General features: G+C 70.5%; 13 protein-coding genes and 2 pseudogenes. 7 read left to right on the top strand and 8 right to left on the bottom strand.

Annotated features, from left to right (window positions below):
• Positions 1-68: 68 nt before the first annotated feature.
• Positions 69-644, top strand: a complete 576-nt coding sequence (locus BM288_RS07070) for an NADPH-dependent FMN reductase (RefSeq protein WP_177220289.1) — start codon at positions 69-71, stop codon at positions 642-644.
• Between the two features lie 99 nt (positions 645-743).
• Positions 744-1022 (top strand): YciI family protein, encoded by a 279-nt coding sequence (locus BM288_RS07065; RefSeq protein WP_092917244.1) that lies wholly within the window; start codon positions 744-746, stop codon positions 1020-1022.
• Positions 1023-1092: 70 nt separating this feature from the next.
• On the opposite strand, the gene BM288_RS07060 is transcribed toward BM288_RS07065, so the two are convergent.
• Positions 1093-1998 (bottom strand): Fpg/Nei family DNA glycosylase, encoded by a 906-nt coding sequence (locus tag BM288_RS07060; protein WP_092917818.1) that lies wholly within the window; start codon positions 1996-1998, stop codon positions 1093-1095.
• A gap of 134 nt (positions 1999-2132) precedes the next feature.
• On the opposite strand from BM288_RS07060, the gene BM288_RS14470 reads away from it, so the two are divergent.
• On the top strand, positions 2133-2507 hold the full coding sequence (locus BM288_RS14470) for a hypothetical protein (RefSeq protein ID WP_092917243.1): 375 nt from the start codon (positions 2133-2135) through the stop codon (positions 2505-2507).
• A gap of 107 nt (positions 2508-2614) precedes the next feature.
• Here the strand turns inward: BM288_RS14470 and BM288_RS07050 are convergent, their stop codons facing one another.
• Positions 2615-3691 (bottom strand): NYN domain-containing protein, encoded by a 1077-nt coding sequence (locus tag BM288_RS07050; RefSeq protein WP_092917242.1) that lies wholly within the window; start codon positions 3689-3691, stop codon positions 2615-2617.
• 141 nt (positions 3692-3832) lie between these two features.
• Here BM288_RS07050 and BM288_RS07045 point away from each other — a divergent pair, with 141 nt between their 5' ends.
• On the top strand, positions 3833-4114 hold the full coding sequence (locus tag BM288_RS07045; RefSeq protein ID WP_092917241.1) for a Fe-S cluster assembly protein HesB: 282 nt from the start codon (positions 3833-3835) through the stop codon (positions 4112-4114).
• Positions 4115-4232: 118 nt separating this feature from the next.
• A complete protein-coding gene (locus BM288_RS07040; RefSeq protein WP_092917240.1) occupies positions 4233-4646 on the top strand; it encodes a DUF2255 family protein in 414 nt (137 codons plus the stop codon).
• A gap of 118 nt (positions 4647-4764) precedes the next feature.
• Here BM288_RS07040 and dnaB read toward each other — a convergent pair.
• From dnaB to BM288_RS07010, 6 genes and pseudogenes are all read right to left on the bottom strand, one after another.
• Positions 4765-6114 (bottom strand): annotated as a pseudogene (dnaB, locus tag BM288_RS07035) (replicative DNA helicase); the annotation flags it as partial.
• A gap of 400 nt (positions 6115-6514) precedes the next feature.
• Positions 6515-6967, bottom strand: a complete 453-nt coding sequence (gene rplI / locus BM288_RS07030) for a 50S ribosomal protein L9 (RefSeq protein WP_092917238.1) — start codon at positions 6965-6967, stop codon at positions 6515-6517.
• 13 nt (positions 6968-6980) lie between these two features.
• Positions 6981-7235, bottom strand: coding sequence for a 30S ribosomal protein S18 (gene rpsR, locus BM288_RS07025; RefSeq protein WP_092917237.1), 255 nt, complete (start codon positions 7233-7235; stop codon positions 6981-6983).
• Between the two features lie 60 nt (positions 7236-7295).
• Positions 7296-7838: a single-stranded DNA-binding protein gene (locus BM288_RS07020; RefSeq protein ID WP_092917236.1), complete on the bottom strand. Its 543-nt coding sequence runs from the start codon at positions 7836-7838 to the stop codon at positions 7296-7298.
• Between the two features lie 125 nt (positions 7839-7963).
• Positions 7964-8323 (bottom strand): annotated as a pseudogene (gene rpsF, locus BM288_RS07015) (30S ribosomal protein S6); the annotation flags it as partial.
• 135 nt (positions 8324-8458) lie between these two features.
• Positions 8459-9928, bottom strand: a complete 1470-nt coding sequence (locus BM288_RS07010; protein ID WP_404799686.1) for a CCA tRNA nucleotidyltransferase — start codon at positions 9926-9928, stop codon at positions 8459-8461.
• 143 nt (positions 9929-10071) lie between these two features.
• Here BM288_RS07010 and BM288_RS07005 point away from each other — a divergent pair, with 143 nt between their 5' ends.
• The gene (locus tag BM288_RS07005; protein ID WP_092917234.1) at positions 10072-12099 is read left to right on the top strand and encodes a DUF6049 family protein; all 2028 of its coding nucleotides are present in this window, start codon (positions 10072-10074) and stop codon (positions 12097-12099) included.
• Positions 12096-13802, top strand: coding sequence for a murein biosynthesis integral membrane protein MurJ (gene murJ, locus BM288_RS07000; protein ID WP_092917233.1), 1707 nt, complete (start codon positions 12096-12098; stop codon positions 13800-13802). The genes BM288_RS07005 and murJ overlap by 4 nt, the downstream gene beginning before the upstream one ends.
• The last annotated feature ends 39 nt before the right edge of the window (positions 13803-13841 follow it).

Here is a 13841-nt window from a genome sequence, read left to right as displayed (position 1 = left end):
GGTTGTCTGATCTCTGGTGCCCGACGACGCGTGCCGCGACCCAGCCACAGACACGCCAGGAGACCGTCATGTCCGCACGCCCCCAAATCGGCATCATCGTCGGCAGCACCCGCCCCGTGCGCGTCGGCCGCACCGTCGCCGACGAGATCGCAACCCTCGTCGAGGCCGCCGGCGCCGACGCCGACATGCTCGACCTGCGGGAGATCGGCCTGCCGCTGCTCGACGAGGCGATGACGCCGGCCACCGGCGTGCGCACCAACCCGCACTCGATCGCCTGGGCCGAGCGCATCGTCGCCCTCGACGGCGTCGTGTTCGTCACCCCCGACTACAACGCCGGCTACCCGGCGGCGCTGAAGAACGCCATCGACTACCTCAAGGGCGAATGGGTCGGCAAGCCGGCCGTCGTCGTCTCCTACGGCTGGGCCGGGGGCCGCTCCGCCGCCGCGCAGCTGCACGCGGTGCTCGACCACATCGGTCTCGTGCGCACGGGCGACGGCGTGCGCATGCCGTTCGAAGGCGCCGACTTCGACGAGTCGCAGCGCCTCCTCGACGGCCAGGCGTTCGTCGGCCGCTCGATCGACGAGCTGCGCGAGAGCGTCACCGGGCTGGTCGCGGCAGCGGCGAAGGAGCTCGTCGCGGCCTGAGGCGGCCGCACGCCCCGCATCGTCGCATCGGGCGGATGCGCTGCCACCCGTGGTCGCGCATCCGCCCGTCGCGCTCCCGGGAGTGCCTAGGCTGAGGGCATGATCGCTGTCATCCTCGCCTTCTCCGACGACCCGGCCCGCCTCGAGCTGCGCCCCGCGCACCGAGACCGGGCCGCCGCGCTGCACGAGCAGGGCGTGCTGCTGGCCGGCGGGCCGTTCGAGGATCAGACCGGCGCGCTGCTGCTGTTCTCCACCGAGGACATGACGGTGGTCGAGGCTGCGCTCGAGGACGACCCCTACTACTCGGCCCCGGGCGTCGAGGTGCTCACCGTGCAGCCGTGGACGATCGCCACCGGCGGGATCCCGGGACGGGACTGACGACCGAGCGCCGCACGACCGCAGCTGGACGCATCCGTCGTCGCCCGCGGCGCTGGGCGAGCCGGCGCGATCAGCGCCGCACCCCCAGGCGCGACAGCACCCGGTCGGCGAGCGGCTTGCCGCCGGTCTGGCAGGTGGCGCAGTACTCGAAGGTGGAGTCGGCGTAGATCACCTGCCGCACGGTGTCGCCGCACACCGGGCAGGCCTCGCCCTTGCGGCCGTGCACGCGCATGCCCTGCCGCTTCTCGGCCTTCAGCGACGCGGCCGGCACGCCCATCGCACGCTCCACCGCCTCGGTCAGCACCTGTCGCAGCGCCGCGTAGAGCCGGGCCACGTCGTCCGGTGGCATCGAGGCCGGGTGGAACGGCGACATCCTCGCCGCGTGCAGGATCTCGTCGGAGTAGGCGTTGCCGATGCCGGCGATGCGCCGCTGGTCGCGCAGCACGCCCTTGATCTGCGCGCGCCCGGCGTGGGCGAGCACGGCAGCGAAGCGCTCCTCGGTGAAGCCCGTCTCGAGCGGCTCCGGTCCGAGCGTCGCGATCGACATGACCCGGTCGGGGTGCTGCACCACATGGATCGCGAGCCGCTTGTGCGTCGCCTGCTCGGTGACGTCGAAGCCGTCGCCGCCCAGCTCGGCCCCGGTCTGCTCGGCTGCCTCGGGAGGCTCGAGCATCACTCTGGCTGCCAGCGGTCCCCTGCCGCGACCGGCCGTCGGCCGCGGCGACGCCTCGCGCCAGCGGATCCAGCCGGAGCGCGCGAGGTGGATGACGAGGTGCAGGCCGCTGTCGACCGACAGCACCAGGTGCTTGCCGCGCCGGCCGGTGCCGGTGAAGGTCGTGCCGTGCAGGGCGTCAACGGATGGGTCGTAGGTCTTGAGCGCGGCGATCTCCGTCACGTCGACCCGTCGGATCGCGCGGCCCATGAGCCGCTCGCCCAGATCGGCGGCGAGCGCCTCCACCTCCGGCAGCTCTGGCATGCAGACAGTGTGCACCCGGCCGCCCATGAGAGGGCTCTCACACTCTCCTCCTCCTCGCCTCACCGTCGCTCGGCAGAGTGAGTGTCAACGCAGCCAGCCCGGCAGCACCGGGCCACAGCATCAGGAGGAACCCCGTGAAGAACAAGTGGATCGCAGTCGGCAGTCTCAGCGTCCTCGGCCTCGGCGCCATCGCCACCAGCGCGGCGGGCATCGCGAACGCCGTCGAGCTGCGCGACGCCGATGGCACGGTCGTCGAGTCGAGCCAGGTCCGCGGCGATCTGCTCGAGCGCGGCACCGTGGCCATCACCGCGACCGACGACCACGCGTCGGTCGTCTCGGCGAACACGGCCCCGTCGGCCCAGTCCGCGCAGTCGGCGCAGTCGGCGCAGTCCGCGCAGTCCGCACAGTCGGCCCAGTCGACTCCCAGCGCGCCGTCGGCGCAGTCGCCGGTCTCGGCACCGACCGCCGACTCGCCGGTCTCAGCGCAGTCCGCGGCATCCAACGCCTGACCCACCACCACGCGGCACACGTCGAAGCCCCCGCTCATATCGGCGGGGGCTTCGACGTCGGTGTGCGCAGCCGCGCGGGCCGTGGTGGTCGGCGGGCTGCGCTCCGGTCAGGCGTCCTTGAGCTGCAGCAGGCGCGCCTGACCCTCTTCACGCATGTCGACCAGGCTGTCGCGGGCCGTGATGAAGTCGGTGAACGACTTGTGACCCAGCGACTTCTCGTTGAAGACCGGGTCCATGCGCTTCATCTGCTCCTTCACGACGTTGGCGTGCAGCCACTCGTCGTCGGTCTTCTGATGGAGAATGCGCAGCGCGCGCTCGAGCAGGCCGGTGGCTGCCTCCCCGCGCTGATCGGGCGTCATCGCCACTTCATCCTGACCCGCGGCGACCGATGCGCTCGTGGCGCGGCGGCTGCGACGTGCCGGAGCCTGCGCGGGCGACTCGTCGGTGGAGGTCTCTGCCACTGGTGCGGCCGGCTCGGCCGCAGGCTCGGTGGGCGACGCGGCCGCTGCGGCGTCCGCCTGCTTCGCGCCCTTGCCACGGCCCCGTCGGCTGCCCTTCGCAGCGGTGGGCTCTGCTGCCGGCTGGGGCTCGAGTTCGGGCTCCTCGATCTGCACCGGCTCGATGCCGGGCAGCGCGTCGTAGTCGGCGAACTCGTCGCAGGCCGCGGCCAGCGACTTCGAGGTGCTGCCGGCAACGCCGATGCCGACGACGTAGCTGCCGAGGCGCTTCGCGCGCTGGGCGAGCGCGATGTAGTCGCTGTCGCCGGCGACGATCACGACGTGCGTGATGTCCTCGAGGCGGAAGAGGTCCTCGACGACATCGATCGCGAGGCGGATGTCTGCGCCGTTCTTCAGCGACCGGGTGGTCGGGAACATCTGCACCAGGTCGACGGCGCGGGCGAGCAGCTGGTCGCGGTAGGCGGCGTGCGCCGGCACCGACCAGTCGGCGTAGGCGCGGCTGAGCACGATCGAGCCGAAGCTGGAGGCGTAGTCGATGATGGCGCCGAGGTCGACGGTCGCCTGCTGGAAGCGGGTGCGCACCTTGGAGTCGCGGCCGTCGGCGGGCAGCGTGCGCACCTTGTCGGAGTGGAAGGCGCCGCGACCGTGGATCTGGTCATAGCGGGAGATGAGGATGTTGTCGAAGTCGATGTAGACGGCGACACGCGCCTCTTGGTCAATGGGCATGCGGCCAGTCTGACAGGGTGCCGCGCCGATTCCCTGCAGGATGACACGCGCGGCCGCCGTGGCAACGCCGACGGCGAACGCGGGTTGCGCGGCCCGGGCATGCACGGCATCGTGGCGGGCTCACCGATCGGAAGGAGCGCCATGCTCACCTTGACCGAGAACGCCCAGACCGTGATCACCGGCATCGTCGATGGCGCGCAGGCGCCGCAGACCGGCGGCATCCGGATCTCCCAGGACCTCGAGGGCTCCGGCCTCAACGTCGCCGTGGCCGACCAGCCCGAGGGCGACGACCAGGTCGTCGAGTCGGCCGGAGCGAAGGTCTTCCTCGACCCGCAGGCAGCGATCGCCCTCGACGACAAGGTGCTCGACGCATCTGCACAGCCTGACGGGCGAGTCGACTTCGCGATCGGCCAGCAGGAGTAGTCACGAGCACGATCAGCAGCAAGCGCGGCGCCCCCGTTCCCTTTCGGATCGGGGGCGCCGTCGTGTCGTACCGTGCTCGCCCCTGGATGGCTCGCCTGCATCGGGATAGCGTCGAGGTGTGAGCTTCCCGGAGATCGTGCAGGTGCTGGATGAGACGCAGGTCGTCGCCGTGGTGACCACGAGAGCCGACGGTCGCCCGACAGCGACGCCGATCTGGTCGATGGTCGTCGACGGCGTGCCCTACGTGCGATCGGTCAACGGCCGGGATGCCTGGTGGTATCGCCACGTGCGAGCAGGCAGGCCGGTCGCGTTCGCCCTCGCCGACGGATCGATCGCGGAGCGCGACCGCGACGCCGCGCTGGGGCTGCCGCGGGAGTCGGTCGCGACCGAGTACGTGCCCGTCGACGACGAGATCCAGCAGCGCATCGATGACGAGCTGCGACGCAAGTACTCCTACAGCCCGGAATCTGTCGACGCGATGCTGAGCGAGGCGGCGCGGTCCTGCACGCTGCGCGTGGTCGCCGTCGACTGACGGCTCGTCAGCCCTCGACCGGCGGCGGCGGGCCGTAGGGCGCGCCGCCGAAGGGTGTGCCGCCGGGCGGCATCGCGGGTGCGCCGGGCATGCCGCCGCCATCGCTCGGGCCCATGCCGGGCGCGATGTCGGCGAAGCGTGCCAGGTGCCCGTGGAAGGCGACCGGGATGGTCTTCGTGGGACCGCCGCGGTGCTTGGCGACGATGATGTCGGCCTCGCCGGGGCGGATGTCACGGTCGTACGCATCCTCGCGGTGCAGCAGCATCACGATGTCGGCGTCCTGCTCGATCGATCCCGACTCGCGCAGGTCGCTGATGGCGGGCTTCTTGTCGCCACGCTGCTCGGGTCCACGGTTCAGCTGCGAGAGGGCGATCACCGGCACCTGCAGCTCCTTGGCGAGCAGCTTGAGCGAGCGGGAGAACTCCGAGACCTCCTGCTGACGCGACTCGACCTTCTTGCCGCTCGTCATCAGCTGCAGGTAGTCGACGACCACCATCTTGAGGCCATTCTGCTGCTTGAGCCTGCGGCACTTCGCGCGGATCTCGACCAGCGTCAGGTTCGGGCTGTCGTCGATGTAGAGCGGCGCGTCGTTGATGCGGCCGCGCACCTGCGCGAGCGTCGTCCAGTCGCGGCCCTCGATGGCGCCCTTGCGCAGCTTCTGCAGCAGGATGTTCGACTCGGCCGAGAGCAGCTTCATGGCGATCTCGGTGCGGCCCATCTCGAGCGAGAAGAAGGCCGACGGCATGTCGTGCTTGATCGACGCCGAGCGCACGAGGTCCATCGCGAGCGTCGACTTGCCGAGGCCCGGTCGGGCGGCGACGACGACCAGCTGCCCCGGGTGCAAGCCGTTGGTCAGCTCGTCGAGCTCGCGGAAGCCGGTCGGCACACCGGTCATGACGCCGTCGAGGCCCTTGGCCGCCTCGATCTCCTCGATGGCCATCTCGACTGCGATGCTCAGCGGCACGTAGTCCTCGGACTGGTCCTCGCCCATGACCGAATAGATCTCGGCCTGGGCGTTGTTGACGAGGTCGGTGACCTCGCCCTCCGAGGCGTAGCCCATCTGCACGATGCGGGTGCCGGCCTCGACGAGGCGGCGCAGCACGGCCTTCTCGGCGACGATCTCGGCGTAGAAGCCGGCGTTGGCCGCGGTCGGCACCATCGAGGTGAGCGAGTGCAGGTACTCGACACCGCCGGCGCGCGAGAGCATCGCCGTCTTCGTCAGCTCGTCCGAGACGGTGATGACGTCGGTGGGCTCGCCGCGCGAGTAGAGCGAGAGGATCGCCTCGTAGATGATCTCGTGCTTGGGCTGGTAGAAGTCCGGGCCGCGCACGGTCTCGAGGCAGTCGGCCACCGCGTCCTTCGACAGCAGCATGCCGCCGATCGCCGACTGCTCGGCGAGCATGTCGAACGGGGGCGTGCGCTCGCTGTAGCGGCCCTGGTCGAGGCCGATCTCCGCAAGGTCTGTCATAGCGCTGCTCCCTCCGACTCGACGATGCCGCACTCCACCCACAGCGATCACGCATCGCGATCGAGAAGGGAGCCTCGCACAGGCTAGGAGGCGCCGAGGCGCGCGTCGAATCGCCCTGTGGAGAAGGCTGTGGAGGACTGTGGACAACGCCGTGGCATTCGGACATCGACGCGCCGATGGCCTGTGCATAGACCTGTGGGATCAGAATCGTCATACGACCGTAAACCCGCCCTGACCGGGGGTTTTCAATTCCACAGACGGTGGGGAAACAGAAGAGTGAACTGCACGTTGAAGGTTGGCGTCCCCCGTGACGGCTTGACGCGCATCCGCCCCTCGTTGCCGAACGAGCAGAGGGCCCGCATCCATGACGGATGCGGGCCCTCGACTCGTGCGTCGCGAACTACTTCGCGGCGACCACCTTGAGGGTGATCGTGGCGACGATCTCGTCGCGCAGGCGCGCGACAGCCTTGTGGTCGCCCACCGAGCGGATCGGCGTCGGGATCTCGATGACGCGCTTGTCGAGGCTGCCGTGACCGGCGGACTCGACGGCCTCAGCGATGTCCTTCGTCTGGATCGAGCCGAAGAGACGGCCCTCGGCGCCGGCCTTGGCCGACAGCGTCACGGGGTTCGCCTCGAGACGGGCGCGCAGATCCTGCGCCTCCTCGATCGTGGCGTGCTCGCGAGCCGCACGGCCGGCCTTGATGGCGTCGACCTGCTTCTCGCCGCCGCGCGTCCAGCCGACCGCGAGGCCCTGGGGCACGAGGTAGTTGCGCGCGAAGCCGTTCTTGACCTCGACGACGTCACCAGCGGAGCCGAGGCCGGAGACCTCGTTCGTCAGAATGACCTTTGCCATTGCGTCAGCCCCCTCAGCGTCCGGCGCCCGAGTAGGGCAGGAGCGCCATCTCGCGTGCGTTCTTGATCGCCTTGGCGATCAGACGCTGCTCCTGCACCGACACGCCGGTGATGCGACGGGCGCGGATCTTGCCGCGCTCCGAGATGAACTTCTTGAGCGTCGCGACGTCCTTCCAGTCGATGACGCCGACCCTGATCGCCTTCGCCGGAGCGACGGGCTTTCCGCCCTTCGGTCCCCGCGGCTTGCGGTTCTGCGGCTTGCCAGCCATGTGTCCTTCTTTCTTGCTCGGGACTGCCGTCCCGGGAAACTGTGATGTGAGCGAGCAGCCTTAGAAGGGCGTCTCGTCGTTGTACGAGGTGCCGGGAGCGCCCCACACGTCGCCGCCCTGCTGCGGCTGCGACTGCGGCTGGCCCCACGGCTCGTTGGCAACCTGCTGCGGCTGGCCGAAGCCGCCGCCGCCCTGGTTGCCGCCCTGGCCGCCACCGGAGCTGCGGCCTGCGCCGCCGCCCGTCGTGCGGGTGACCTGTGCGGTTGCGTAGCGGAGCGAGGGGCCGATCTCGTCGACCTCGAGCTCGATGACCGTGCGCTTCTCGCCCTGCTGCGTCTCGAAGGAGCGCTGCTTGAGGCGGCCCTGCGCGATGACGCGGCTGCCCTTCTGCAGGCTCTGCGAGACGTGCTCGGCGAACTCGCGCCACACCGACGCGCGGAGGAACAGCGCTTCGCCGTCCTTCCACTCGTTGGCCTGGCGGTCGAACGTGCGCGGCGTCGAGGCGATCGTGAAGTTCGCGACCGCGAGCCCGTTCTGCGTGTAGCGCAGCTCGGGGTCGGCAGTCAGGTTGCCGACCACCGTGATGATCGTCTCGCCAGCCATTGCTACTTGGCCTCTGCCTCGGTCGACGTCGCCTCTGCCTCGGGGGTAGCGGTCTCGGTCTCGGTCGCAGCGGCCTTCGCCTCGGCCGGAGCCGGCTTCGCGTCGGTGACGGGCTTCGCGGTCTCGGCGGCGGGAGCCTCAGCAGCCTTGGCTGCCTTCGCCTCGGCGATACGACGCGAGTCGCTCGTCTGCGAGACGGCCACGTCGGCGCGCAGCACCTTCGTGCGCATGACGGCCTCGGAGAGACCCAGCTGGCGGTCGAGCTCGTCGGTGGTCTTCGAGTCGGCCGTGAAGTTCACGACGGCGTAGATGCCCTCGGTCTTCTTGTCGATCTCGTATGCCAGGCGACGGCGGCCCCAGATGTCGGTCTTCTCGATCGTGCCACCATCGTTGCGGATCACGTTGAGGAACTTGTCGAGCGACGGAGCGACAGTGCGCTCGTCGATCTCTGGGTCGAGAATCACCATCAGTTCGTATTCCTGCATGCTTCACCCACCTCCTTCGGACTAGAACGGCTGCAGACGGTCTGCAGCAGGAGGGTATGCATGGTGCGCGGGCATGGCCCAGCGCAACCTGTCAACTGTAGCGCACGCGCGTCGCCGCGCCCAAGCACTGGCGCATCAGCCGCGCGCGGCCCACCACTCGCGCAGCACGCGCTCCGCCTCCGCGGGCTCGGCCGGCCCGTGCTCGAGGCGGTGCTCGAGCAGCATCCGGTAGGCCTCGCCCACCGCGCGGCCGGGCGCGATGCCGAGGATCGCCATGATCTGCTCGCCGTCGAGGTCGGGACGCACCGCATCCATCTCCTCCTGCTCGCGCAGCTCGGCGATGCGCTGCTCGAGGTCGTCGTAGGCGAAGTCGAGCCGCTCGGCCTTGCGCCGGTTGCGGGTCGTGACGTCCGAGCGGGTCAGGATGTGCAGGCGCTCGAGCAGCGGGCCGGCGTCGCGCACGTAGCGCCGCACGGCAGAGTCGGTCCATGCCTGCTCGCCGTAGCCGTAGAAGCGCAGGTGCAGCTCGACCAGCCGGGCGACCGACTTCACCGTGTCGTTGTCGAAGCGCAGCTCCTTCAGCCGCTTCTTCGCCAGCCGCGCCCCCACCAGGTCGTGCTGGTGGAAGGTGACGGTGCGCCCCTCGATGCGTCGCGTGGCGGGCTTGCCGATGTCGTGCAGCAGGCCCGCGAGCCGCGAGACCAGGTCGGGCGCCGCGTCCGGGTTGCGCGAGCGCTCGAGGTCGATGCCCTGCTGCAGCACCGTCAGCGAGTGCTCGTAGACGTCCTTGTGGTGGGCGTGCTCGTCGGCCTCCAGGCGCAGCGCGGGCACCTCCGGCAGCACCCGGTCGAGGATGCCGGTGTCGGTCAGCAGACGGATGCCCGCCACGGGCCCGCTGGTGAGCAGCAGCTTCGTCAGCTCGTCGCGCACCCGCTCGGCGGAGATGTCACGGATGCGCTCGGCCAGCTCGGTCATCGCGGTCACCACCCGCGGGGCCACCTCGAAGCCCAGCTGGGCCGAGAAGCGCGCCGCGCGCATCATGCGCAGCGGGTCGTCGTCGAAGGACTGCTCGGCCGCCTGGGGCGTGTCGAGGACGCCCGACAGCAGGTGCTCGATGCCGCCGCCGACGTCGACGAGCTGCGGCGACGCATCCGTCACCGTCTGCGCACTCTCATGCTCGGCGCGCAGCGGCGTGAGCCGCAGCGCCATCGCATTGACGGTGAAGTCGCGGCGCACGAGGTCGCCCTCGAGGGTGTCGCCGAAGGCCACCTGCGGCTTGCGGGAGACGCCGTCGTAGGTGTCGGCCCGGTACGTCGTGATCTCGACCTGCTCGTCGCCGATTCGCGCGGCGATGGTGCCGAACTCGCGCCCGACGTCCCAGGTGGCGTCGGCGAGCGGCTCGACGATGGCGAGGATCTCCTCGGGCGTGGCGCTGGAGGCGAAGTCGAGATCGGTCACCGGGCGGTCGAGCAGCGCGTCGCGCACGGGGCCGCCGACCAGTGCGAGCTCGTGGCCCGCGGCTGCGAACGCCTCGGCGAGCTGCCGGGTGGGCGCAGCGGCGACGAGCGCGTGCAATCGCGCGGTCGCTGCAGCCATGTCGGTCACGACCGATCATTCTGGCAGGTCTTGGGCCGCACGCGGGGTCGGCCCGACCGAGGCCCGAGACGGGCCTCGGCGCTGGGGGCGCGGCGGCGGCCAGAAATGGCCGCCGCTCTTGAGCGCCACCGCGCGCGCCTACACTTGCCACCATGCTGTCGGCAGGTCGCCTCGCGCGACGGCGCGCGACCGCGTGCGCCGTCGTCGCGCTCGCGACCGCCCTCGTGGCGACGCCGCTGCTCGGCACCCCGGCCGCCGATGCGACCGCCGCGCCGGAGGATCCGGCCGCCGAGCCGGCACAGCTGATCATCGCGCCGGTCGATCCGCTGCTGCAGGACGGCGAGAGCCTCGAGCTCGAGCTCACCATCGACAACCAGACGAACGAGCCGACCGCCTCCACCACCGTCGACGTGCTGCTGACCTCGCTGCCGATCAGCACCCGATACAGCCTCAGCCGCTGGCTCGATGGCGAGGCGTTCATGGCCAGCTCGAGGATCGCGGAGGTCGAGCTGCCCGCGGTCGCCGCGGTCGATCGGGTCACCGTGCGCACGACCATCGACGCCGCGACGCTCGGCCTGGACGAGCGCTCGTGGGGACCGTACGGGGTGGCCGCATCCGGTGGCGAGTTCGAAGGCGTGACCACCATGATCGTGCGCGACGAGCCGGGCGAGGCCAGCCCCACGACGCTCGCGCTCGCGGCGCCGATCGATTCCCGCATCGATGAGAGCGGCCTGCTCGACGCCGAGCAGCTCGAGGGCGCCACTGCGCTCGGCGGCGCTGCGCGCACGGCGCTCGACGCTGCGATGGGCGCGAACGCCACCATCGGCGTCGACCCGGCCTTCGGCGCCAGTGCCGAGGCGCTCGGCGACGAGGCGCCCGAGCTCGCGACCGCCTGGATCGATCGCGCCGACCTCCCGGGCACCTACCCGCTGCTCTACGGCAACGCCGATCCGATCGCCCAGGTGCGAGCCGGTGTCTACCCGATCGAGCCGCTCGGCATCCCGCGCGCCGACGACGACCCGTTGCCCCCAGGCGTCGGCGAGATCGGCAGGCGCGAGCCCGTGATCGACGCGACCGAGGCGATCCTGCAGCAGGGCGAGCTCGAGTCGCTCGCGGACGCCGGCACCGTGGTGCTCTCGACCGCGATCCTCGACGAGCAGCTCGGCGGCACGACGCCCAGCGCGCACGTGCGCATCGACGGCGTCGAGGTGCTGGCCGCGGATGCCCAGCTGCAGCAGCTCATCCATGCTGCTGCAGGGGCCGACCCCGAGACCGCCGCCGATCTGCGGGCAGAAGCGGTGGCGCTGCTGGCGGCCATCACGCGCGAGCGCCCGAGCGACCCCCGCACGCTCGCAGCCGTGCTGCCGGCATCCAGCCGCGGCGACTCCGCCGCGCTGCTCGCCGACCTCGCCGAGGCGCAGTTCGTCGAGACCGCCGGCATCGACGCTGCGCTCGAGAGGCCCGCGCGCGAGGCGTCGCTCAGGCAGATCGACGACGTGCAGCGCAATGCGGGCGCAGACCTCGTCACCGCCGCGCTCGAGCAGGAGGCCGAGGTCGCGCGCATCGCCTCGATCGTCGACGAACCGGCCACCCTGCTGGCGGAGCTGCGGCTGGCCGTGCTCGCCGCCCTGCCGGACGCCGGCAGCGACGTCACCGAGCTCGACCGACTGGCGATCGAAGCGCTCGGGAGCACGATGAGCGAGGTGCGCAACGCCGTGCAGCTCGTCGCCGGCAGCGACATCCATGCGGTCGGCGAGAGCGTGCCGCTGCCGATCACGATCACGAACGAGCTGGATGTGCCGGCCAACGTCGTGCTGTCGGTGCGGGCCACGAACGCCCTCGTGAGCATCCCGGAGTCGCGCATCGAGGTGGCAGTCGCGCCCACGAGCCAGCAGCGGGTGCAGGTGCCCATCGACGTGGTCGGCACCGGTTCGCTGCTGATCGTCGCCCAGCTGCATACCCCCGACGGCGTGCCGCTCGGTCAGATCCAGTACCTGAACGTCACCGCACAGCCCACCATCGAGGTCGCCGTCGCCTGGACGCTCGGCATCGCCGTCGTCCTGCTGCTGGGCTTCGGCATCCTTCGTTCGGTGCTCAAGCGCCGCCGCGGGCAGGCGCGCGGCGACATCGACGACCTTGCCAGGGATCAGCCCGGCACACCCGACGAGGAGACCGCGTGAACGCTGGCAGAGCGAGCGCGATCATCGCGTCCGGGACGATGGTCTCGCGCATCCTCGGCTTCGTGAAGATGGCGATGCTGGCCATGGCCATCGGCCAGGGCGGCTCGCACGCCGCCGAGGCCTTCGGCCTCGCGAACCAGCTGCCGAACAACGTCTACGCGCTGGTCGCCGGCGGCGTCATGAGCGCGGTGCTCGTGCCGCAGATCGTCAAGGCGTCGAAGGCCGCCGACGGCGGCGAGTCCTACGTCTCCAAGATCCTGACGCTCGGCGGCACGGTCTTCCTGCTGCTCGCGATCGTCGCGACCATCGCGGCACCCATCCTGGTCGATGTCTACGCCGTCAGCGCCGGTGAGAGCGGTGTCGGCTTCACCGACGCGCAGATGGCTCTCGCGGTCGCGCTCGCCTACTGGTGCATGCCGCAGATCCTCTTCTACGCGATCTACACGCTGCTCGGCGAGATCTACAACGCCCGCGGGCAGTTCGGCCCCTACACCTGGGCTCCGGTCGTCAACAACATCGTCTCGATCGCGGGCCTCGGCGCCTTCATGCTGCTGTTCGGCGGCGAGGCGATCAACAACGACATCGCCGTCTGGAACGCCGATCGCATCACGCTGCTCGGCGCAGTCACGACCGCGGGCGTCGCCGTGCAGGCGCTCGTTCTCGTGCTGTTCTTCCGCAAGACGGGTCTCAGGTTCAGGCTCGACTTCGGGTGGCGAGGCGTCGGCCTCAGGGCGACGGGCACCGCCGCGATGTGGCTGTTCGGCATCGTCATCATCGGCCAGATCAAGGGCGTCGTGCAGTCGCGCGTCGCATCGATGGGCGAGGTCGCGAACATCGCCACGATGCAGAACTCCTGGTACGTGTTCTCGCTCCCCCACTCGATCATCGCCGTGTCGATCGCGATCGCGTACTTCACGAGCATGTCGCGCCACGCGAGCGTGCAGAACATCGCCGGCATCCGGCAGGACCTCTCGGCTGCGCTGCGCGGCGTCGGCATGCTCACCACGATCTCCGCATTCGTGCTCGCCGTCATCGCGGTGCCGTTCGCTCGCATCCTCGAGCCCAGGTTCGACCTGATGCTGTCGATGGCCTGGGTCATCTGGGCGTTCCTGATCTGCTTGGTCGCCTTCAGCGCCGAGTACGTCATCCAGCGGGTGTTCTTCTCGCTCGGCGACACCCGCACACCGTTCATCTATGCCTGCTTCGGCATGTTCGTCACGTTCGCGCTGCTCTGGGGCGCGTCGACGCTGCCTCCCGTGTGGATCATCGCGGGCACGGCTGCCGCGGTCTCGGCCGCCAACCTCATCTCCTGCGCCGTGTGGCTCATCCTCGTGCGCCGCAAGATCGGTCCCTTCGGGTTCAAGCTCATCGGCCTGCGGCACGTGCAGTACCTGGCATATGCCCTCCCGGCGGCTGCGGCGGGAGGTGTGACCGTCTGGGTGCTGGGCGGCTACCGGGCGAGCGGGTTCGGCACCACGAACGTGCTCGGCGCCGTCACCACCTGCCTCGCCGCCGGCGTCGTGATGGCCGTCATCTACTTCGGCCTGCTCTACCTCACCCGCAATCCCGACTTCCGCGCCACGGTCGACATCGTGGTCGGCAAGTTCAGGGGCGGCCGCGGCAACGGCGGGCAGGATGCCGATCCCGACGGCGACCCGAACCTCCCGGGCCCGAACGCGCCCACCGGCACCGATCCCGTCTGAGCCGCGGCGCGCATCCGCTGCATGACCGCCGCACAACTG

The sequence above is a fragment of the Agrococcus baldri genome (assembly GCA_900114805.1).
Classification (GTDB): Bacteria; Actinomycetota; Actinomycetes; order Actinomycetales; family Microbacteriaceae; genus Agrococcus; species Agrococcus baldri.
Note: the sequence above shows the minus strand (reverse complement) of the source record. Positions and strands in the feature narration are given on the sequence as shown.

Excerpts from the sequence above, each read along its gene's own strand:
- BM288_RS07070 (WP_177220289.1), top strand. The coding sequence starts at position 69 with ATGTCCGCACGCCCCCAAATCGGCATCATCGTCGGCAGCACCCGCCCC.
- BM288_RS07065 (WP_092917244.1), top strand. The coding sequence starts at position 744 with ATGATCGCTGTCATCCTCGCCTTCTCCGACGACCCGGCCCGCCTCGAG.
- BM288_RS07060 (WP_092917818.1), bottom strand. The coding sequence starts at position 1,998 with ATGCCAGAGCTGCCGGAGGTGGAGGCGCTCGCCGCCGATCTGGGCGAG.
- BM288_RS07050 (WP_092917242.1), bottom strand. The coding sequence starts at position 3,691 with ATGCCCATTGACCAAGAGGCGCGTGTCGCCGTCTACATCGACTTCGAC.
- BM288_RS07045 (WP_092917241.1), top strand. The coding sequence starts at position 3,833 with ATGCTCACCTTGACCGAGAACGCCCAGACCGTGATCACCGGCATCGTC.
- rplI (WP_092917238.1), bottom strand. The coding sequence starts at position 6,967 with ATGGCAAAGGTCATTCTGACGAACGAGGTCTCCGGCCTCGGCTCCGCT.
- rpsR (WP_092917237.1), bottom strand. The coding sequence starts at position 7,235 with ATGGCTGGCAAGCCGCAGAACCGCAAGCCGCGGGGACCGAAGGGCGGA.
- BM288_RS07020 (WP_092917236.1), bottom strand. The coding sequence starts at position 7,838 with ATGGCTGGCGAGACGATCATCACGGTGGTCGGCAACCTGACTGCCGAC.
- BM288_RS07005 (WP_092917234.1), top strand. The coding sequence starts at position 10,072 with ATGCTGTCGGCAGGTCGCCTCGCGCGACGGCGCGCGACCGCGTGCGCC.